14 protein-coding genes are annotated in these 22,030 nt (G+C 62.0%); 7 read left to right on the plus strand and 7 right to left on the minus strand.

Annotation, left to right across the window (positions count from 1 at the left end; all coding sequences use genetic code 11):
• Positions 1-90 precede the first annotated feature (90 nt).
• Positions 91-2,337 carry a hypothetical protein gene (locus ACM9HJ_RS06575; RefSeq protein ID WP_416570905.1) on the plus strand — a complete coding sequence of 749 codons (2,247 nt, stop codon included), beginning with the start codon at positions 91-93 and terminating at the stop codon, positions 2,335-2,337.
• Positions 2,338-2,349: 12 nt separating this feature from the next.
• Here the strand turns inward: ACM9HJ_RS06575 and ACM9HJ_RS06580 are convergent, their stop codons facing one another.
• The 5 genes from ACM9HJ_RS06580 to ACM9HJ_RS06600 all read right to left on the minus strand — a co-directional run bounded on the left by ACM9HJ_RS06580 (position 2,350) and on the right by ACM9HJ_RS06600 (position 7,143).
• Entirely contained in the window at positions 2,350-2,484 is a 135-nt protein-coding gene (locus tag ACM9HJ_RS06580; RefSeq protein ID WP_416570906.1) for a DUF2474 family protein, read from the minus strand.
• A complete protein-coding gene (cydB, locus tag ACM9HJ_RS06585) occupies positions 2,465-3,463 on the minus strand; it encodes a cytochrome d ubiquinol oxidase subunit II (RefSeq protein WP_416570907.1) in 999 nt (332 codons plus the stop codon). Before cydB ends, ACM9HJ_RS06580 begins: the two co-directional genes overlap by 20 nt.
• Complete coding sequence (locus tag ACM9HJ_RS06590) at positions 3,460-4,863, minus strand: cytochrome ubiquinol oxidase subunit I (RefSeq protein WP_416570908.1); 1,404 nt, start codon at positions 4,861-4,863, stop codon at positions 3,460-3,462. The genes cydB and ACM9HJ_RS06590 overlap by 4 nt, the downstream gene beginning before the upstream one ends.
• A 160-nt stretch (positions 4,864-5,023) precedes the next feature.
• A complete protein-coding gene (locus ACM9HJ_RS06595) occupies positions 5,024-6,049 on the minus strand; it encodes a lactonase family protein (RefSeq protein WP_416570909.1) in 1,026 nt (341 codons plus the stop codon).
• A gap of 11 nt (positions 6,050-6,060) precedes the next feature.
• Positions 6,061-7,143, minus strand: a complete 1,083-nt coding sequence (locus ACM9HJ_RS06600) for a DNA topoisomerase IB (RefSeq protein ID WP_416570910.1) — start codon at positions 7,141-7,143, stop codon at positions 6,061-6,063.
• A gap of 293 nt (positions 7,144-7,436) precedes the next feature.
• Between ACM9HJ_RS06600 and egtB the strand changes: the two genes are divergently transcribed.
• The 3 genes from egtB to ACM9HJ_RS06615 all read left to right on the plus strand — a co-directional run bounded on the left by egtB (position 7,437) and on the right by ACM9HJ_RS06615 (position 12,998).
• Positions 7,437-8,696 (plus strand): ergothioneine biosynthesis protein EgtB, encoded by a 1,260-nt coding sequence (egtB, locus tag ACM9HJ_RS06605; RefSeq protein ID WP_416570911.1) that lies wholly within the window; start codon positions 7,437-7,439, stop codon positions 8,694-8,696.
• Complete coding sequence (gene egtD, locus ACM9HJ_RS06610; protein ID WP_416570912.1) at positions 8,696-9,643, plus strand: L-histidine N(alpha)-methyltransferase; 948 nt, start codon at positions 8,696-8,698, stop codon at positions 9,641-9,643. Before egtB ends, egtD begins: the two co-directional genes overlap by 1 nt.
• Before the next feature lie 253 nt (positions 9,644-9,896).
• Positions 9,897-12,998, plus strand: coding sequence for a CheR family methyltransferase (locus ACM9HJ_RS06615; RefSeq protein WP_416570913.1), 3,102 nt, complete (start codon positions 9,897-9,899; stop codon positions 12,996-12,998).
• Positions 12,999-13,187: 189 nt separating this feature from the next.
• Here ACM9HJ_RS06615 and ACM9HJ_RS06620 read toward each other — a convergent pair whose 3' ends face one another.
• Complete coding sequence (locus ACM9HJ_RS06620) at positions 13,188-15,014, minus strand: AI-2E family transporter (RefSeq protein WP_416570914.1); 1,827 nt, start codon at positions 15,012-15,014, stop codon at positions 13,188-13,190.
• A gap of 175 nt (positions 15,015-15,189) precedes the next feature.
• Entirely contained in the window at positions 15,190-15,741 is a 552-nt protein-coding gene (locus ACM9HJ_RS06625) for a hypothetical protein (protein ID WP_416570915.1), read from the minus strand.
• Between the two features lie 832 nt (positions 15,742-16,573).
• Between ACM9HJ_RS06625 and ACM9HJ_RS06630 the strand changes: the two genes are divergently transcribed.
• The 3 genes from ACM9HJ_RS06630 (at position 16,574) to ACM9HJ_RS06640 (ending at position 21,941) form a co-directional block, all read left to right on the plus strand.
• Positions 16,574-17,149, plus strand: coding sequence for a hypothetical protein (locus ACM9HJ_RS06630; protein ID WP_416570916.1), 576 nt, complete (start codon positions 16,574-16,576; stop codon positions 17,147-17,149).
• Positions 17,150-17,223: 74 nt separating this feature from the next.
• Positions 17,224-21,444, plus strand: coding sequence for an RHS repeat domain-containing protein (locus ACM9HJ_RS06635; RefSeq protein ID WP_416570917.1), 4,221 nt, complete (start codon positions 17,224-17,226; stop codon positions 21,442-21,444).
• Positions 21,444-21,941, plus strand: a complete 498-nt coding sequence (locus ACM9HJ_RS06640; protein WP_416570918.1) for a hypothetical protein — start codon at positions 21,444-21,446, stop codon at positions 21,939-21,941. Before ACM9HJ_RS06635 ends, ACM9HJ_RS06640 begins: the two co-directional genes overlap by 1 nt.
• The last annotated feature ends 89 nt before the right edge of the window (positions 21,942-22,030 follow it).

Below are 22,030 nucleotides of genomic sequence, written 5' to 3' on the forward strand. Positions count from 1 at the left end.
AATAATGTGAACGATTTCCAGGAACCACAAGCCGTCCAGCCCGTTGCGATAAGGCTACCGCACCTGCGAAACGGACGGGGGATCGGGTTCATGATGGCCGTGGCTGGAGCCGTTTCCGCCACCGATGGTGTCAGCCCACATGTGCTGGCCCTGCGGCAGATGCTGAAGAACGATCGCCGGGAAACCCTGGCCAGCTTTACCGTGGGCGGTCTCACCGTCGAGCTTTGCGCCGCTGGGGATTCCATCTGGGCACTGATCCGCCGACAGGGGCTGGGCGGTGTGGCCTTGCGCGCCGCACACCTGACGGGGGACTTCGCCTGCCACAAGATAAGGCCGGAGCCCGGCGAAGCGGCCCGCCTGACGGTGCGCAGCGCCGCCGGCGACCATGTCGTCGCCTTCACCGTCGGCGGGGAAGCGCTGGAGCATCTGCGCATGACCGTCCGGCTGACGCCTGCGCTCCCCCTGCTCCTACCCTCCATGCCCCGTGATCTCTATCCGCTGGACAGGCGTGATGATCCACTGGGTGCCAGCGGGCGGGTGGAAGCCGAACAGCGGGGGCTGAATGCCGGCATCCTTTATTTCCACATTGATGAGCCGTCTTTCGGCAATGTCCTCTATTTCCAGAACCTGACCGCGCTGAACGACTATTTCCACGCCACCGGGACCAAGCCGGAAGGTGTGGTCGGCGGTATGTGGCCGGAACTGGGCTATCTGCCGCCGGTGCCGGCACAGGGCGGCACTTCCCCCGCCGATCCCTTACCAGCCGGCGTCCCCGTCACGCTGTCCGACGCGATCCTGGTCTTCCGCCATCAGGCACCGGGGGACGAGCGGGAATCCGCCCGCCAGTTCCTGCAGATGCTGGGGGTGGCCTACAAGATGCTGGACCTGCCGCCCACCGACTATCGCGACTGGGTGGACCGGTCGGAACGGACGCTGTGCGATCTGGACCAGGCGCTGGAGGCGACGATCACCCATTACGGCCACCGCTATATCCATCCCTATACCGGGGCGGAATATCCCGACAGCATGGTCCAGCTATCGATCGTCGCGGCGATCCATGATTGGGGAAAATGGCGGGGCGAGGCCCATCCGCTGGAAGCCGAATTCAAGGCGGGGCTGGAGAAATTCTACGATCCCAAGCTGGGCTCCCTGCGCCGCTACCTGCCCAATGTCGGGGACGACAAGAATGCCGACGCGGTCGATAGCTGGTATCTCTACCACCCGCTGCTCAATCTGGGCTTCCTGGCCCTGGACGGCGATGAGGAGGCCCGCCGGCTGCTGATGAAGTCGCTGGATTTCGCCATCAAGGCCGCCCGCCACTTCAAGTACCGCTGGCCGATCCAGTACGACACCACGGACTTTTCCGTCATCACCGATGTCGCCCCGGCCGACGGCAGGGGCCAGACCGATGTCGGCGGCTTCTATGCCTGGGTGATGCTGCAGGCATTCCGGCTGACACATGAAACGCGCTTCCTGGACGAAGCGCGGGCATCCATCGATGCCGCCATCGGCCTGCATTTCGACATCAACTATCAGGCGAACCTGACCGCTTGGGGTGCGGCGGCCTGCATGCGGCTGTGGCGGATCACCGATGAGCGGATCTATCTGGAGCAGAGCTACGTCTATCTGGCCAGCTTCTTCCATAATTGCGAAATCTGGGAAAGCGAGATCGAGCTGGCCCGGCATTACCGCAATTTCATGGGCGTCACCTGCCTGCAGGATGCGCCCTATATGGCGATGTATGAATGTTTCGACAGCTTCAACGCCTTCGAACATTATCTGGATGACAGCGGCCCGGAACTGGAGCCCGCCGCGCGTATCCTGATCGCGGAATATTGCAAATATGCGCTCGACCGCGCCTGGTACTATTATCCCGACGCGCTGCCCCCGGAAGTGCTCTCACCGAAACAGCGCGAGGCCAACGGCCATATCGATCCCAAGCTCTCCTTCCCGCTGGAAGACCTCTATCCGGATGGGCAGAAAGCCGGACAGGTGGGGCAGGAAATATACGGCGCGGGGGCCGCGTTCATCTTCGCCACCCGCGCCTTCCACCATGTCGAGGGCGCGCCGTTCCTGCTGTACTGCGATCATTTCGTGCGGGCGATGGACCGCACCGGCGCGCATTCGCTGACCTTCGCGCTGACCGGCGGGGAGACATGTTTCGCCCGGTTGAGCCTCGTGCGCCTGAAACGCCGGAAGATCGGCGCCGTCAGGATCTGCACGGCGGCAGGCGAGGTTCTGGAGGCGACGGAGACATCCACCAACCGCATCGATTACCGCGTGCCCGCGCAAGGGCGTCTGGTATTGAGTTGGGCACGTTCCAGTGCAACCCATTGATCCATAATAGCCTCACATCTTCAAAACCGCACGGAGCACCAGTGCCACCAGGCCCAGCGCCAGGATGCTGCCCAGCCAGATCGTGGCGAACCAGACCAGCCGGTGGCCCAGCCCCTTTGGCGCGTCTTCAGTGATATCCGGTTTCATCGACCTTCCCCCGGAATACCCAATAGGCCCAGACCGTATAACCGATGATGACCGGCACCAGCAGCCCGACACCGATCAGCATGAAGGCCTGGCTGCGTTCCGGCGCCGCCGCCTGCCAGATACTGATGCGTCCCGGAATGACATCGGGCCAGATGGAAATGGCGAGCCCCGCCATCGACAGCCCGAACAGCACCAGCGTCATCAGGAAGGGCAGCCAGTCCCTGGCCCGGTTGATCGAACGCAGCAGGACAAAGCCCGTGATGGCAACCAGCACCGGCATCTGCGCAGCGGCCAGCACCCCCGGCCAATCGAACCAGCGCTGGTAATATTTGCCCTCCAGGAAGGGGGTGGCCGCACTGACGGCGCCGATGGCCAGCAGCAATGCCACGGCCAGCGGCAGGGCCAGCCGGCGGGCATGGACCTGGATCGCCCCGTCGGTCTTCCAGATCAGCCAGCAGGCGCCCAGCAACGCGTAGCCCACCAACAGGCTGGCGCCGGTCAGCAGGGTGAAGGGGGTCAACCAGTCCCACCAGCCGCCGGCATAGGCCCGCCCCTCCACCTGGATACCCTGAAGAAGGGCGCCCAGCGTGATGCCCTGGGCCAGGGTGGCGATGATGGAGCCGACACAGAAACTGGCATCCCAGACATGGCGGTGGGCAGGATCGCGCCAGCGGAACTCGAATGCCACGCCGCGGAACACCAGGCCCAGCAGCATGGCGATGATCGGGGCGTAGAGGGCGGGCAGCACGATGGCATAGGCCAGCGGGAAGGCCGCCATCAGCCCACCGCCGCCCAGCACCAGCCATGTCTCGTTCCCATCCCAGACGGGGGCGATGCTGTTCATGGCGCGGTCGCGCTCCCCACCCACGCGAAAGAGGGGGAACAGGATGCCGATGCCCAGGTCGAACCCGTCCATGACGACATAGGCGGCGACCGCGAAGGCGATGATGCCGGCCCAGAGGATGGTCAGGTCGCTCATGACGGGGTCCCTCCCTCCATGGCGGGGGCGGGCGTGATGCCGGCCGCCCGGACCGGCGCGCCCTCCGCCGGGTGCGCCGGTTCACCCGGCTGCGGCGGCTTGGCCATCAGTCGCAGGATGTACCAGGTGCCTGCCCCGAACACTGCGAAATAGACGATGATGAAGGCGACCAGGGAGGCGGCGACAGCCGGCGCCGCCAGCGGTGCCGCGCTGTCGGCCGTGCGCAGCAGGCCGTAGATTGTGAAAGGCTGGCGTCCCACCTCCGTCGTGACCCACCCGGCCAGCACGGCCACGAAGCCGGCAGGCCCCATGGCGATGGCCGCCCGGTGCAGGGGCGTCCAGTCGTAGAGCCGTCTGCGCGCACGCGCCAGCAGGCTCCACAGGCCCAGGCCCAGCATGGCCATGCCCAGCGCCACCATGACCCGGAACGACCAGAAGACGATGCCCACCGGCGGTTCCAGATCGTCGGGCACGCTGTCCAGCCCGGCCAGCGGCGCGTCGGGATCATGTTTCAGGATCAGCGATGAGGCCTTGGGGATCTGCACCGCATAGTCGATCCGCTTCTCCGCGCTGTTGGGAATGCCGAACAGGATCAGCGGCGCGCCGTCGGGATGGCTGTCATAATGGCCCTCCATGGCCATCACCTTCACCGGCTGGTGTTCCAGCGTGTTCAGCCCGTGCAAGTCGCCCGCGAAAATCTGGATGGGCGCCATGATTGCCACCATCCACATCGCCATGGAGAACATGCGCCGCGCACCCTGGTTCGTCCTGTCCTCCAGCAGATGCCAGGCCCCCACCGCACCCACCACCAGCGCCGTCGTCAGATAGGCCGCGATCACGGTATGGACCAGGCGATAGGGGAAGCTGGGATTGAAGACGATGGCCCACCAATCCGGTCCCGGCAGGAACTGTCCGTTCTCCGCGATCTCGAAACCCGTGGGCGTCTGCATCCAGCTGTTCACCGACAATATCCAGAAGGCGGAAATGAACGTGCCCAGCGCCACCATGCAGGTGGCCAGGAAATGCAGCCGTCTTCCCACCTTGTTGATGCCGAACAGCATGACGCCCAGGAATCCCGCTTCCAGGAAGAAGGCGGTCAGGACCTCATAGGCCATCAGGGGCCCGATGACCGGTCCCGCCCTGTCGGAGAAGACCGACCAGTTGGTGCCGAACTGGTAGGACATGACGATGCCCGACACCACGCCCATGCCGAAGGCCAGGGCGAAGATCTTCAGCCAGTAACGGTAGAGGTTGGCATAGACGCCGCTGCCGGTCTTCAGCCACAGCGCCTCCAGCACCATCAGATAACTGGCCAGGCCGATGGAGAAGGCCGGGAAGATGAAATGGAAGCTCACCGTGAAGGCGAATTGCGCGCGGGCAAGGATCAAGGCGTCGGGCATCCCGGCCTCCCTGGGTCAGGGCAAGAAACATCCAGGGAAAGGTGACACCCGGCACGCCGGACGGACAGTGCGCCAACCGCCGCTGCGTCAAAATTGGTCATTTACCAAACGGTTCGGCCCATAGCCTGTGCCCGAACCTCGGGATGTCACCGATGCGTTGTCAGCCTTGTCGAGCGACGAAGAGGTAGGCCGCCCCTTTCAGGGGGATGACGGTATGGAACGGGGACGGCGTTCCGTCGGCCCGGATGTCGAACAGGGCGACATTGCCCGCCTCTTCATTGGCGACAGCCAATCGCCGCTCCCCATCGATCAGCAGGCAGAAGCGCGGGGAGGCACCGCCGCTGGGCACATGCCGGACGAGGTGGAGTGCCCCCACCTCGTCCCAGGCGAAGCTTGCGATGCTGTCCTGGCCACGGTTGGTGACATGCACGCGGGTACCAGCGTCGTTGAGCAGCAGGTGCCCGGCGAAGCTTTCCCCTTTCACATCAGGGGCAAGCGTGGAAAGCGTCATCACGGGCGACAGGGACCCTTCGCCCACGTCCAGGACGGTCAGGGTGCTGGCAAGCTCGGCCAGCAGCAGCGCCTGGGGCCGGGTCGGATGGAACAGCAGGTGGCGCGGGCCGGACCCGGCCGGCGCGCAGAAGGCCAGCCGGCATTCCCCCAATGTACCGGTGGTCGGGTCCAACGCGTGGGCCAGGACCTCGTCGGTGCCCAGATCGACATGGTAGAGCCAGCGCTGGTCGGGACTGAACAGGGTGCAGTGCGCATGCGGCCCTTCCTGCCGATCCTTGACGGGACCGCCCCCTTCATTGCCGCGCACCTGCGGCGGTTCGATGGGCAGGCCGGTCGGGTCCAGGCGGAACAGGGCGATGTTGCCGCCAGCATAATTGGCGACGGCCAGCAGCGTTTCGTCGGCGCTCAGGGCCAGATAGCAGGGTGCCCCACCATGTGACGACACACGGGCCAGCCTGTACCAGCCCTCCTCCTCCCGGAACACGCCCAGCGTCCCCTCCCCCTCATCGACAAGGTAATGGAGGTTGTGGCGCGGAGACCAGGCACCGAAGGAGGCATTGCGGGCACCGCCATAGGGATCGCCGGCCATCCAGCCACGCGTGCTGGAATGGTCAATGGGATGCAGTCCGGCACCGCCCCGACGGTCATAGGTTCCGGCATGTAGCCGCCGCATGCACCACTCCCTTATGCTTGGCCCCCAAAGGCTAGCGCCTTCAGGCCGGCTCCGCCATCTTGGCACAGCCGGCCGCGCAGCAGCGCCAGCACGGCCGCCTCCTCGGGCCGCAAGGCGGCGATATCGTCGCGCAGAGCCTGGTCCACCCGGCTCTTCACCGCCGGCAGGAAGGGTTCACCTTCCAGATAGGCTTCGATCACCTGGGGATGGACATAGCATTTGCGGCAGATGGTGACGGTGTTGCCCAGCCGACGCGCCACATGCTCGATCGCCTGCTTGATGTTGCGCTTGGCCTGGGCCTGGTTGTCGATGCCGCCGAACTCCTTCAGGGCCAACGCCGCCAGCACCGTGCCGGCCCAGGTACGGAAATCCTTGGCCGTGATGTCCTGTCCCGTCGCCTCGCGCAGATAGGCGTTGACGTCGGCCGAGGTGACGGCCTGCCGCTTGCCGTCACCGTCCAGATACTGGAACAGCCGCTGGCCCGGCAGGTCCTGGCAACGGCGGACGATGGCGGCGATGCGCCGGTCGCGGATGCCCAGGTTCCATTCCCGCCCGCTCTTGCCCTTGAAGCGGAAACGCAGCTGGTTGCCCTCGATGGCGACATGGTGGTCACGCAGGGTGGTCAGGCCGAAGCTGCGGTTGCGGCGCGCGTAATCCTCGTTGCCCACGCGGATCAGGGTGGTTTCCAACAGGTGCACGATGGTGGCCAGCACCTTCTCCCGCACCAGCCCGCGCCGCGCCATGTCCTGTCCGATGCGGGCACGCAGGTCCGGCAGGGCACGGGCGAAGGCCAGGACATGGCCGTATTTCGCCTGCTCCCGACTTTGCCGGAAGGCGGGATGGTAGAGATACTGCTTGCGCCCCTTGCCATCGCGCCCGGTGGCCTGGACATGGCCGGCCGGGTCGGGGCAGATCCAGACACCGGTCCAGGCGGGCGGGATGGCCAGGGCGCGGATGCGGTCCAGCACCGGCCTGTCGCGGATTGTCGCCCCCCCCGGATCACGATAGCTGAAGCCCTTGCCAACGCGGCGCCGGGCGATGCCCGGTTCCTCGTCGCTGACATAGGCCAGATTGTCGGGAAGTGCTGCCATCATGCCGTTTCGGTTTCGATTGCCATCATGGATGGGAAACCGACGCATGCGGTCAACGGTTCCTGTCCGCGCAGAAAAATGATGCCCAGACCGGGTAACCAGCACCTTGTTCGCTGGTGCTGCCGGATGATCGGCACCGGTGACACTGTGGAACTGGCGGAAAAATTCATGAAACCCGGGGTGGGGAACGGGTGTTTCCCCTGAACATGCCCGCCCGCTGGTCAACCGACCGGATGCCGTCCAGCCCGCACAAGACAGCCACCGCTGGATTTCCGCCACATGGAGTTGACTGACCCATGGATGGACCGCAACCCGTTCTCCACGATCCGTTGGTTTTGCTGTTCCAGACAGTCAGAACCCGAACGGAGGCCCTGATCGACGGGCTTTCCGATGCCGATGCCACGGTCCAGTCGATGGATGATGCGAGCCCCGCCAAATGGCATCTCGCACACACCACCTGGTTCTTCGAAACCATGGTGCTGGCGCCGCACGCTTGCGGGTACCGGGTGTTCGATCCCGCCTTCGATTTCCTGTTCAATTCCTATTACGAAACACTTGGCGCCCGGCTCGCTCGCCCCCGGCGTGGCATGCTGACCCGACCCTCCCTGTCCGTGATCCTGGATTACCGGCGACATGTGACCGATGGCATCACCGCCCTGCTGACAGGCGGTGTTCCCAAAGCCGTCGCCGATCTGATCGAACTGGGCTGTCATCACGAGCAGCAGCACCAGGAACTGCTACTCACCGACATCCTGCACCTGTTCGCCCAGAACCCGCTGGCCCCTTGCTTCAGGGAGCCCGGCCCCGCGCTGGCGGCGGCCGCACCGTCGGCGGTCCGGTTCATCCCGTTCAAGGGCGGGATCACCCGTATCGGCCATGCCGGACAGTGCTTCGCGTTCGACTGCGAAGCACCCGGCCATGACATCCTGATCGAGCCTTTCCGTCTTGCCGACCGGCTGGTGACCAATGCCGAATGGCTGGCCTTCATCGCGGATGGCGGCTATCGCGACCCGCTGCTGTGGCTGTCGGACGGATGGGCGGCGGTCAAGGAAGGGGGATGGGCAGCACCCCTCTACTGGCAGGAACGGGATGGCGCATTCCAGACCATGACGCTGCATGGCCGGCAACCCGTCGAGCCGGCCGCCCCCGTCACCCATGTCAGCTATTTCGAGGCCGATGCCTTCGCCACCTGGGCGGGCAAGCGCCTGCCGACGGAGGTGGAATGGGAACATGCCGCCGCCCCGTTGGCCATCGCGGGCAATTTCGCCGGGTCGGAGCGGCTGGCGCCGGCACCCGCCACGGCCGCCGATGGCCTGCGCCAGATGTTCGGCGATGTCTGGGAATGGACCCGCAGCGCCTATCTGCCCTATCCGCGCTTCCGCCCGGCAGCGGGTGCGGTCGGTGAGTATAACGGCAAGTTCATGTCCGGACAGTTCGTCCTACGCGGCGGTTCCTGCGCCACGCCCGAGGGCCATGTCCGCGCCACCTACCGCAATTTCTTCCCACCCCATGCCCGCTGGCAATTTTCAGGCCTGCGATTGGCGGAGGATATCTGATGCCCCGTGACATCCACCGCATCGATACGCAACTGGCCAGCTTCCGCCATGACGTGCTGTCCGGCCTGTCCCGCCCCCGCAAGGCGCTGCCGCCCCGTTGGCTCTATGACGACCGGGGCTGCGAACTATTCGAGGAGATCACCGGTCTGCCCGAATATTACCCGACACGAACCGAAACGGCGATCCTGGCAGACAATGCCGAAGAGATCGCCGAATTCTGCGGCGACGACGCCGTGATGCTGGAATATGGCGCCGGTGCCGGCATCAAGACCCGGATCGTGATCGAAGCGCTGCCGTCACTGCGCCTCTATGTGCCCATCGACATCGCCGCCGATTTCCTGCAACTGACGGCCGAACGGCTGGCGAAGCGGTTCCCCGGCCTGAGGACCCTGCCCATCGCCGGCGACTTCACCGACGACCTGCACCTGCCCTCCTCCATCCCCACCACCAACCGTTTCGGTTTCTTCCCCGGCTCCACCATTGGCAATCTCGATCCCGATGAGGCCGCGTCCTTCCTGGTGCGGTTGCGCCGGCATGTCGGGGCGAACGGGCGATGCATCATCGGGGTGGACCTGAAGAAGGATGTGGGCACGCTGATCGATGCCTATGACGACAGCCAGGGCGTCACCGCCGCGTTCAATCTCAACCTTCTGCAACGCATCAACCGGGAACTGGGCGGCACCTTCACGCCCAGCCGCTTCCGGCACCATGCCGTCTGGAATGAGCGTGAAGGTGCCATCGAGATGCATCTGGAAAGCATGGTTCCGCAAACCGTGGCGGTCGCTGGTCGGCCTTTCCGCTTCCAGACCGGGGAAACCATCCATACGGAAAGTTCGCGCAAATACAGCGTCGCCTCCTTCACGGCGCTGGCGGCCGGAACCGGGTGGCGATGCGATCGCGTCTGGATGGACAGGGAGAGGAAATTCGCCGTGTTCGGCCTTGTCTGATGGGCGCATGCGATCAAGCCGGAAATGCCGATGCGGATATCCCCCGTCACATGTCGATCCTTCCCGCCGGGCCAAGCCCAAGGTAACAGCCTTCGCAGGCAGGCTGTTCCCCCGCGGTCCTCCCGACATAAGCTCATTCCATCGGTAGTATGACGTCGACTACAACTTGTACGCTCTGGGATTCCGGAAAATTTCCACGTAGGCTGCGACGCCGTTTCCTGGCCGTATCAGTTGAAAACCACAGCAGGGTGCAATGACCAGAGCCCCGAAATTTCCCATCGTCGGCATCGGCGCTTCCGCTGGCGGCGTCAGTGCGATGGAGGGGCTTTTCCGGGGTGTGCCAGCCAATTGCGGCATGGCCTTCGTCATCGTCACGCATCTCAACCCCGAGCGGGAAAGCATGCTGCACAAGGTGGTGGGGCGATATACGGACATGCCGGTCGTCGTCGCCGAAGACGATATGGAAATCCAGCAGGATACCGTCCATGTGATGCCGCCCGGCGTTCTGCTGAAGGTGGCTGACGGCAGGCTGAAGCTGTCTGAGCCCGGCAACCCGAAACGCGAACGCAACCCCATCGACATCTTCTTCGGCGCGCTGGCGGAGGATCATGGCGAATACGCGGTCGGCATCATCCTGTCGGGCGGGGATTCCGACGGCACCCTGGGTGTCAAGGTCATCAAGGAACATGGCGGCCTGACCATCGCGCAGACCCCGGACGACTGGGGTCCGCAGCATCCCGACATGCCGCAGAGTGCCATCGGCACCGGTATCGTCGACATCGCCGTGCCTGTGGCGGAGATGGGCGCCAAGCTTGTGGAGTTCGGGCGCAGCTTCCGGCTGCTGGACGCGTTGGAGGATGACGACGGAAGGGCGGCTGAATTGGACCTGCGCCGCCTGCAGGACGAGATTTACGCCATCCTGCGCAGCCATTCCGGCCATGACTTTTCCGGCTACAAGGTGAAGACCTTCCTGCGTCGCGTCCGCCGGCGCATGCAGCTGACACAGAAACTCTCCATCGAAGGCTACCTGGAACTGTTGCGGGCCAGTTCGGACGAGGTGGCGGCCCTGTTCCGCGACCTGATGATCAATGTCACCAATTTCTTCCGTGACCCCGATGCCTTCAGGATACTGGAAGACAGCATCATTCCCCAGCTTTTCGCCGGTCGCGACGCCGACGACACGATCCGCATCTGGGTGCCCGGCTGCTCCACCGGCGAGGAGGTGTTCTCCATCGGCATGCTGATGCGCGAACATATGGACAGGATGTCGTCGGCTCCGCGCGTCCAGATCTTCGCGACCGACATCGATGACGACGCGTTGAGCGTGGCACGCACCGCGCGCTATCCGGAGCCGCTGCTGGACGGCATATCGGCCGAACGCCGCAAGCGTTTCTTCACCAATGATGGCAGCAGCTTCGTCCTGGCCAAATCCGTGCGCGATCTCTGCATCTTTTCCGCACACAGCGTCATCCGCGACCCGCCCTTCTCCCGCATGGACATGGTCTCCTGCCGCAACCTCCTGATCTATTTCGGGCCGGACGTGCAGAAGCAGGTCATCCCCACCTTCCATTATTCGCTGAAGCCTGGCGGCTATCTGTTCCTGGGCACGTCGGAAAGCATCGGCCAGCATGCCGACCTGTTCGCGCCGGTCGACAAGAAGCACCGCATCTTCAAGGCACGCGAACATTCCGCCCCCTCCCGGCCGCCGATGCATCTGAGCACATCGTCCGCCACCGGCTATCTCAGCAACAGCGACCAGCGGGTCCGACGCGGTATCTCCTCCACGCTGCGCCAGACGGTGGAGACGCAGGTGCTGGAACGGTTCGCGCCGGCCCATGTCGTGGTCAATGCCGAGGGTGACATCGTCTATTTCTCCGCCCGTACCGGCCGTTATCTCGAACCGCCGCCGGGCATGCCCAGCCGGCAGCTTTTCGCGATGGCCCGCGGCAGCCTGCGCCTGGAACTGCGCAGCGCCCTGCGTGAAGCCGTGGAGAGCCGCCGCGCGATCATCCGCGAGGCGGTCGCCATGGAGGAGGAGAATGACCGTATCCAGCCGGTCACCCTGACCGTGGAGCCGATGGCCGGCCGTAATGACGGGGAGCCCCTGTTCCTTGTCCTGTTCGAACCGGTGGGCCCGTCGCAACCCAGGCTGGACGCCTACAGGCTGCGCCATCCCGATGGTGACGGCGTGGAGGATCTGGAGCGCGAGCTTCGCGACACGCGCGAGCGCCTGCAATCCACCGTGGAGGAGTATGAGACCGCCTTGGAGGAACTGAAATCCTCCAACGAGGAGCTGATGTCGGTGAACGAGGAGGCGCAGTCCGCCAACGAGGAGCTGGAAGCGTCGAAGGAGGAGATGCAGTCCCTCAACGAGGAACTGAACACCATCAATGCGGAACTGGTGATGAAAATCGAGGAGTTGGACCGCACCAACACCGACCTGAAGAACCTGTTCGAAAGCACGCGGATCGCCACCGTGTTCCTGGACACCAATCTGGTGATCCGCAGCTTCACGCCGGCAGCCTCCTCCTTCTTCAACCTGCTGCCCTCCGATGTCGGCCGCCCCCTGACCGACCTGTCCACACGGCTGGACTATCCCCAGCTGCGCACGCATATCGACGAGGTCTTCACGGCAGGTAAAATGATCGAACACCAGCTGTCGCGTGACGGTGAGGGCCATCACCATCTGGTGCGCCTGATCCCCTACCGCGATGAGGTGGAGCGCATCCAGGGCGTGGTGGTCACCTTCATCGATGTCACGACCCTGGCCGAGGCGGAAGCCTATCACCGCGTTCTGATCGGGGAGCTGAACCACCGGGTCAAGAACGTGTTGGCCGTCACCATCAGCATGGCAAGCCAGACCCTGAAAGGCGCCACCTCCGCCCAGGCCTATGGCGCGACGCTGAATGGCCGCCTGCATGCCATGGCCCGGTCCTATGCCGTGCTGTCACGCGAGAACTGGAAGGAGATATCTGTCCGGGAGATCGTGCGGCAGGAGCTGGAACCGTTCGGGATGGATCGCATCCGGCTTGCCGGCGACGACATCCAATTGCCGCCCCATCAGGGGCTTTCGCTGGGCCTCGTCGTCCATGAACTGGCCACCAATGCCGTCAAGTATGGCGCGCTGTCCGTGACGACGGGGCAGGTCGCGGCCGCATGGTCCTGGTCGCAGACATCATTCCAGCTGCATTGGCAGGAACAAGGCGGCCCGGCACCGGTGGCACCGGAAACCGACGGGTTCGGCTTCGCACTGGTCAAGGGCGAGATCGAGTATCGCCTGGGCGGCAGCATCAAGGCTTCCTTCCTGCCGCAGGGGCTGGACCTGCGGCTTTCATTCCCGGTCGACCGTGGCTGAGGTGGCTGAGAAGGGCCGGGCTCAATCTCATTTGGGACAATGACCCTCACAGGCACCTTCCAGAGGAACCCCCTTCCATCCCCGCCGTTAGAGTGTGATCGGTTGAAATGGAATCGTTTAAACCGTGAATCACACGGCAAACCAAAAGCTTAGCGTCTATTCGGCGGTTCTATAAGCGCCGGATAGACGCTAGAGGAGCCCCCGCTCCTTCAACCGTGCCATGGCTTCGCCCGCATTGGTGACGACATGGTCGATCCCGGCCTCCGCCCCCGCCTCATCGACGGTCCGGACCGCCGGCATGGCGCCCCACAGGCAAACGATTATCGGCACCGTGGGGCCGAAATGCAGCCGCAACCGATGCACCACCCGGCGGACATGGGGCAGCGATCCCGGATTGAGGGAGGAGAGCATGATCGACGCGACCCCGGCCGTGCCATGGCTGGCAACCGAACGCGGTGACACCTTCTCGGATGTGATGATGTCCGTTTGCCGCCCGGAAAGATTCAGCAGATAGGCCAGCACCGCGGCGGCGGCACCGTCAAGGTTGTTCCGGGAACCGATGCACAGGATCACCGGCGCCTCTGTGGGAATACCGGCAGGGTCCGACAGTTCATCCAGTACCGCCTCCATTCCGGCCGCCACCGACGTGCGGGCATCCGCCGGCAGCGTTCCCCGCCGCCTGTCCTGCTCCGCCAGCAACAGCGCCGGCAGCAGCAGCCCATCGGCCATCATCACCGGGCTGGACTGGCCCAGGTGGGTTTCGGCGATCTCCGCGGCCTCGGTCGGATCACGGGCCAGCAGGCGCTGATAGATCTTGGCCTCGGCGGGCAGGACGATGCGGTCGCCCAGCATCACCTCCAGAAAGCGGAACTGGGGAACATGGCGGCCAAGGACCACGAGGCAGACGGTCAGCGGCGTGGCCAGCAGCAGGCCGACAGGCCCCCATAGCGACGTCCACACGATGGCCGAGACGATGATCGCCAGCGAGGACAGGCCGGTCGTGGCACCGTAGAGCCACGGCTCCACCACATTGTTGGAGAACAGTTCGATGACGATGAACAGCGCAATGCATAGCAGCGGAAGGGTCCAGCCGGCATCGACGGCGAAGGACAGCAGGATCGGGAAGCTGGCGGCGATCACCGGCCCCAGGAACGGTATGAAGCGCAGTACCGCCCCCAGAAGCCCCCATAGCAACGGATTGGGCACGCCGATCAGCCAGAGCCCGATGCCGATGGGAAAGCCATATGTCACGTTGACCACCATCTGCATCAGCAGATAGCGGCTGACACGCTCTCCGGCATCGTTCATCGCCTCGGTCGTCCGGCTGAGATCGCCGGCCCCGACCAGATAGATCAGGCGATCACGCAGATCCTCCCGTTGCAACAGCATGAAGATGGCCAGCACGAGCACGAGGCCCGCCATGGCGAAGGGTGCCAGCGCCGGCCCCACAATGGCCCGCATGACCTCCAGCGCACCCGACCCTGGCGGCTGGTCGATGCGCACCGGGATCGGTGCGCGCTCGGCAGACCTTACCGCCGACGTCGAACCCGATGGATCATCGGTCTGCGTCGCCTCCTCCAGTTCCCGGCTCAACCCATGGAACGCCTTGGCCGCCTGTTGGAACGCGCTGCCGCCGCTGGCGGATTCAGCCGTCGACCGGAGTGAATGGATCTTGGCCTGGATGTTGCGCTGGTAGGTCGGCAGATTGTCGGCGAGATCACCCAACTGGCTGCCGACCACGGCACCGAAACCGACAATGCCGGCGAAGACCATCGCCACCACCATCAGCACCGATGGTATCCGGCCCAGCCGCCACCGTTCCAGCCGGCTGACGATGGGGCTGAGCACGAAGGTGAGCAGCACCGCCAGCGCGATGGGGATCAGGATATCGGCGGCCAGATACAAGGCGGCGACAATGAGGGCGAAGACCAGCAGGGCCGCCGGCTTCGATCCGGGCGGGGCCGGGTTCAGCATCGCCAGATTACGGGCCTGAAGCCGGGCGGTATCCTGGTCCATGGCTGGCAATGCCCTCGGTGTCGGTCGCGCGTTCACAGAACACCGTGGATGAGGCCGCCGTTCCCGGTTAGACGCGTATCGATATCACTTCGCTGGTGTCGTCATTGTCGGTGGAAGCGGATTTGTAGCCTTGCGGCAACACATCCTCCTGCGTTGCCGTGGGCCTTGGCAGTTTTCAGCAAGCTGCCCCAAGGGAAGACATGCGGATGGGGCGATAAACCGGCCGGCCCTTGCCGCGCGTCCCGGCATTGTCCCAAAGGGATTCCGGCTTCGTGCAGCCGGCGGCCCTCAGGATGGTGACCACTTCGACCATGGAGACGTCCAGGATTTCGGCGGCCTCCCTATTGGAAAAGCCCTCCATCAGGACAAGAAGCAAGACCTGCCGCATCCGTGCCTGGGCGGGCTGCCGCTGGTTGCAAAGATGGGCGTAGAGCCGGGTATAGAGCTTGAACAGCGCGACCTTGGGGCTGGACGCGACCGGAAGCGGGGAGCGGTCGATGGCCAATATATCCATCATCGCCGCCATATAGGCATCGGCGGAATCCTGGTTACCCGACATCGCCTCGGCGTGCCGTCGCAGCGACGGCAGACAGGCCCGTACGACGTCGCTGCCGGAGACACAATCCTCTCCATGTTGTTTGATGCCGAAGCGCAGGCGATGAAGGGTTGGCACGAGTGAGTTCCGCATGTCCGTACATCCCTGATATCGGTTGATGGGGCTGGGCATCGCTGCCCGCAGGACGCAATCAGGGCCGCAAACCGTGGAAACGACAAGAAAACTTCCTGGCTAAGGCACGTTATGCCTATGGCCATATCGTGGACATGGAGCCTGCCATAGGGAATAGGGAAGCGTGCCCGATGCCATAACCTGATGCTCCGTCAGGGTGATCCCATTCGAATGGATGGCGCCTTGCCCCTTTCAGCCTGCCAGAAGCCGAAAACCTTTCTCTCCCCCCGCTGTAGCCTGCGGAAATCCTCAGCCACCGGCCACACAGACATGCTCGGCAAGTGGCTGGCGGTGGCGGCAAGACAGGATGGATAATGGCAAACCTGAAGCGTTGCCCTCCATGGCTTGCTCTTGATCCAGTTCCGGCTGCCGACATGCGGCGGGGGCGGCAGATTAACCTGGATCAACACGATTGCCGTTTTGCCGGACGCAACGCATCTCCGGCCCGTGCCGTTATGAACCGGAAGACGGCTGTAGGGACGGCCGTCCGCAAAACGGTCAGATCGGCGATGCTTACGGATTGTTTATTTGAGCTATATTTAAAATTATTATACTTTATGAAGTTTTTTCATTAAAATTCATAATTATTTTTGATAAAGCTATTTATTTATTTTGAATGAAATATAGCGGTAACACACAAGAGACGCCGCCAGCCTCAATTATGTTCAAAAACCACCAAAATTATATCCATTTTATCTGATTTGCTTCGCCATAAATTAGTATGCCGAATTTTTATTTTCTTTAACGTAGAGAATTTTCATTGAAATGATTCCCTATCTCTGCCAATTGCATGTTCTGAGAATAAGAATCTTTCCAATTGGGGGATTTTACCATGCAATTAACACGCCGGATTTTGATCGGGAGCCTGGTCGCCGTTATTCCAGGAACGGCACTCGCTGGAAAGACGAAATATATATATGATTCGTTGGGCCGAGTTACGGGCGCGCTCTATGATGACGGGGCATTGGCGGCCTATGAATATGACCCTGCGGGAAACCGCAAGGCCCTTCAGAACCCATATATTGGCCCCTCTATCGATACGAATTGCTTCGATGCGAACTATTATACCCGCGCCTACCCCGATGTGACGGGTGACCCTTGGACTCACTACAATAATGAGGGGTGGAAATCAGGGAAGAGGTATAATCCCAATTCATTCTTCAACACCTTGGGCTATGTCACCGCCTATCCCGACATCGCCGCTGCGAACATCAATCCACTTTTGCATTATGTTAACAATGGCTGGATCGAGCGTCGCGATCCGTCGGGCCTGTTCGGCACCAAGGAATATATCGACAATTATCCCGATATCGCCGCTGCCGGTATCAATCCGCTAAGACACTTCCTTCAATACGGCTATGCCGAGGGCCGCAATCCCTACGGTGACGGTGGATATCGGCCGGTCTGAAGACCTGGTGAATAGTTTTCGTCACGCGGTACTCATAATACTGCGTCACATTCCAAAAGTATTTGAGGTGGAACATGAACGGTTTCGTTTCACGCCTGAACAAGCAAAAGCAATCTCTAGGCATTGTGCCTGCGACCTTTCTGGGCATGCTGTTGATGCCGACCACATCCATGGCGCAACTCGCCAGTAGCAATCCACCGCCGCCGGTTATCATGACCGACAGTGTCGGGGTAGATCTCCGGTCGGGCAATTTCGTCATGACGTCAAAGGCGCTCGGCGCCGGGGCCAAGGATGACCCGGCCATCGCGTACGCCCCAATCGATGTCAATTACAATAATGATGCCGGCACACCTCTTATTGGCTGGATTCAGCATTATACCTGCGGTCTGTCGGACGATGGCTGTGTTGAGTATCTCGTCGCCCGCCTGGGCAATAAGACGATTACGTTCCGCCGTGGCCCGGGCGAAACCGAACTCACCGCCTTTACCGGCGAGCGGCTGGTACAGGATCCCGTGCTGGGACCGGTCATCTATGATAGCGAGGATGCGGGCTGGGTATTTGACGGGGCCTTCACAGGATCGGGCAGCGGAAGCTTCGTCTATCAGACCGGCAGATTGCAAAAGATCATCTACAAGGATGGTCGTCGCCTGACATACAAATATGCCGTCAATGGTGACATGTCGGTCGACAGCAATCTCGGATACCAGCTGATCGTCCGTTCCGCACAATCGAACGTCAAACTGGTCAACACCGCCTACGATTATTGTGAGATCACAGCGGCAAGCTGCTCTTTCACCCAAACCTGGCCGACCTTCACCCGCACCACGTCCACCGCCGGTAGCACGACCACATTCACCAGAACCGACCCGATGTCTCGGGTAACGACGATCGCTTCAACCGCGATCACCGGCACGAATGGCGGCACGGATTCCGATATTTATCATCCCGGTGGTCTGCATCAGTTTGTCCGCCAGCGTAGCGTCCTACTGTACAATCAGAACGGCCAGTCCGCGAGCGTCATGGCCGTCACCGCCTATTCGGACGATTTCGGCAGCGCGACCTATAGCTATTCCGGCACACCGGCAATGCGGGGCCTGATCTCCCACGCCACCAGCGTGCATTCCGATGGCAGCCAACGCACCTACGACCGTACATCCTCCCAATCAACGCTGAAGGACGAGCTGAACAATGCGACGTCCTATGCTTTCTACACCGACACCATGCAGCCGTGGAGTTACGACCTTGTCGACGGCCTGCTGGGGGGTGTGACCTATCCCGAACAGTCGCAACAGAGCTGGACCTATGACGGTCGCGGAAACATGACACAGTCGACCGCGACGCCGAAACCCGGTTCCGGCCAGACGGCTGTCAGCTCAAGCGGCAACTACCGCTCAAGCTGTGTATACGGAAAAACTTGCGCCATTCCCGATTATACGATCGATGCCCGGGGCGCGCGGATTGATTACACCTATCACGCCACCTCCGGCATGCCGTTGACCTCGACGGCGCCGGCCAATGCGGCGGGGGTGCGCGCCGAAACGCGCTATACCTATCAGCAGCTTCAGGCGGTGTACAAACCGTCACCGGGGGGAGCAGCCGTCGCATCCGGGCTGCCGGTATGGAAATTGACCGCAACATCCACCTGCAGGACGATGGCAGGCGCCACTTGCGTGGGCACGGCGGACGAGATTCGTACCACCTATACCTATAACGGCAACCTGCTTCCGGTTTCGCGGACAGTTCAGTCGGGCAACGGCTCCGTGTCGATGACGGTGACCTGGGACTATGACATCCACGGCAACATGCTGTGGGAAGATGGCCCGGCGGCCGGTACGACCGACCGGACCTATTATTTCTGGAACGCCAACCGTGAAGCGATAGGGGAGGTCGGCCCCGATCCTGATGGCACCGGCCCCCTGCCCTATCCGGCGACCCGTCGGCAATTCAATGCCGAAGGCATGGTGACACAGATTGAAGTCGGCACAGCAACGGCCCAAACCCTGACCGCGCTGAACGCGATGAGCGCTTCCATTACCGACACCACCACGTACGACAAGCTCAACCGGAAACTGACGGAAAGACGCTCGGGCGGGGCGGAGCAACGGTTGACGCAGTACAGCTACGGCTATAAGGGGCTGCTGGAATGCACGGCAGTGCGGTTGAACCCCGCCACTTACAGCTCCCTGCCGGCCAGCGCCTGCACCCTGGGCACGGCGGGCTCCGATGGCAATGATCGCATCACCCGTAACTTCTATGATTCCGCAGGCAGGCTGACGCAGGTACGACGCGCGGTTGGAACGGCACTGGAACAGGCCTACGTCACCTATGCCTACAGCGCCAATGGTAAGATCACCCACACGTTCGATTCCAAGGGCAACCATACGGCGCTGTTCTATGATGGGTTCGATCGGCTATCGCAGTATTTCTTCCCATCGACGACGGGGCCGTCCGCCTTCAATCCTGCAAACGCCGTAACAGCAATATCGACGGGCGGGGCCGCATCGACCACGGATTACGAAGCCTATCTCTACGATGCCAACGGCAACCGGACATTGCTGCGCAAGCGCAACGGCAACAATATTGGCTATACCTACGATGCGTTGAACCGGATGACCTACGCGGACTATCCGGGAACGATGCAGGACACGTCACTGACCTACGATCATCAAGGCCTGGTGCGACAGGCCACATCGGTCGGTGGACAGACGATCGACAATGTGTGGAACAGCCTGGGTCAGTTGACCAGCACCACAGCCGGCACCCGGACCTTGTCTTACCTGTACGACGCTGCCGGCAACCGTGAACGGATGACTTGGCCGGACGGCAACTATGTCACCACCGAGTATGACGCTCTCCGCCGGCCGAAGGTGATGCGGGAGAATGGCAGCACGGCACTGGCCACCTTCACATATGATACTCTCGGCCGGCGTTCCGGCCTGTCCTACGGCAATGGCACCAACAGCTCTTACAGCTATACCGGCACGGGGCTGACGGCGTCGCTGGCGCATAACCTGCCCTCTGCCGGGGTCAGCTTCAGCTTCACCTACAATGCCGCGGCACAGATGACGGGCCTGGAGGTGAACAACAACACCCATGCCCCGGCACAGGTCGCCGCGAAGAACAGCTATTCGGCCAACGGGCTGAACCAGTATGGCGCGGTCAATGGTGGAGCGATTTCCTATGATGCCAATGGCAACCTGACCGGCGCCAGTGGCTGGACCTATGGTTACGACGCGTTGAACCGCCTGACCTCGGCCAGCGGTCCGGGAAACAGCAGCACCTATGCCTATGACCCGAACGGGCGGCGATTGTCCAAGACCGTCAACGGCGTGACGACGTCCTACCTCTATGACGGCCCCAATCTGGTGGCTGAATATGACGGGTCGGGCACCCTGCTCCGGCGCTATGTCTTCGGGCCGGGCGCGGATGAGCCGCTGGTGCAGTATATCGGCGCGACCTATGTCGGAGGCAGCAAGAAGTACCTGCTGCGGAACTGGCAGGGCAGCATCATCGCCCTGGCCGACGGGTCGGGAAATGTGGCCGCCGGTGACGTCTACAAGTATGGTCCCTTCGGCGAGAGCAACAACCCGGCGTCGGGCAGCCTGTTCCGCTACACGGGGCAGGTATACGACGCGGAAACGGGACTTTATCACTACAAGGCCCGGAGCTACTCGGCCAGTCTGGGACGTTTCCTGCAGACCGACCCGGTAGGAACACAGGACGATCTGAACCTGTATGGCTATGTCGGCAATGACCCGTTGAACATGACGGATCCCACGGGAGAAGCAAAAGTCTATGTATCTGAAAAGGGCATTACAATCGTACAGACATTCATAAACAACAGCGGCAAGTTTTCTGACAAGGCGATCGTCGCTCTAGGGGCTAATCTATCCGGCGTTACAAGCTCCGGTATTCCGGTCAAAACAATCCTGGAACCCGGAACCGATGCCGACGCCGTAACACTGACAACCAATCCCAATCTTAATGACTTCAGCGAAATCGGAACAGAGAGAAGCCACGCGGATATGATTGGTGGCCGAAAGGTTGAATTGGCGCCCAATGCGATCGCGCCTACCGTAGCGCATGAAATTGGCCATACGATCGGCGCCGGTGATCAATACAAAGGCGGGATTGCCGTTGATGGAACGGAGTTGACTGAATATGTTCCCGGTGCTGACAATCTGATGAAGAACATGGGTGGAACTGTGAATCCGCAGTCGGTGGATGAAATGGTTTCGGCCCCCACCAATATCATTATTAACTGCCCCCGCGTCTCAAGCGATGGACGTTGCTGATGTCATCATTCTGGAAACTGATAGCACCGATGTTGCTGTTGGCTGGTGCCTGCAACCTCAATGGGGAAACCGCTTCGGCGTCACCCCAGTTGGCTTGTCAGTTTGGTACAGGCCAATGGTGTGTTCTCCAGTTTGCCGGTTCCGTGGAGATGAAGGATTATGGGGCTTTCCGTCAGTGGACCTTCCACAGCCCCTCCTTCGACCCCGACGCGCCCTTGGTAATGGAGGAAAGCAAGGGATGCAACGGAAGCGCCGATACCTTTGATGTAAAAAAAACATCAGAACGAGTGCATTCAACAAATAAAAATCGAGAAATGGTAAAAATATCTTTTCTCATTTCGCCTGAAAGCGGATGCACATTGGGCTTCTCTTCATCTTCAGAGCAAGGAAAAATGACCTCCCCTCAGTATGAAACAATGTTGACTAATTTTGTTGTCGGCAACGGCTGGCTGGGATCAACAAATCAACTTAGACAATATTACGAGTCAAAACCTTAAATATTTAGACAGAACCTTCATTAATCACAATGCTTCGGTGACCTGCTGCCCTCATTGTATCCGGTTATGGGGGAGTCCTCTGGGCTGGG

Origin of the sequence: Niveispirillum sp. KHB5.9 (assembly GCF_048066115.1) — a bacterium.
Classification (GTDB): Bacteria; Pseudomonadota; Alphaproteobacteria; order Azospirillales; family Azospirillaceae; genus Niveispirillum.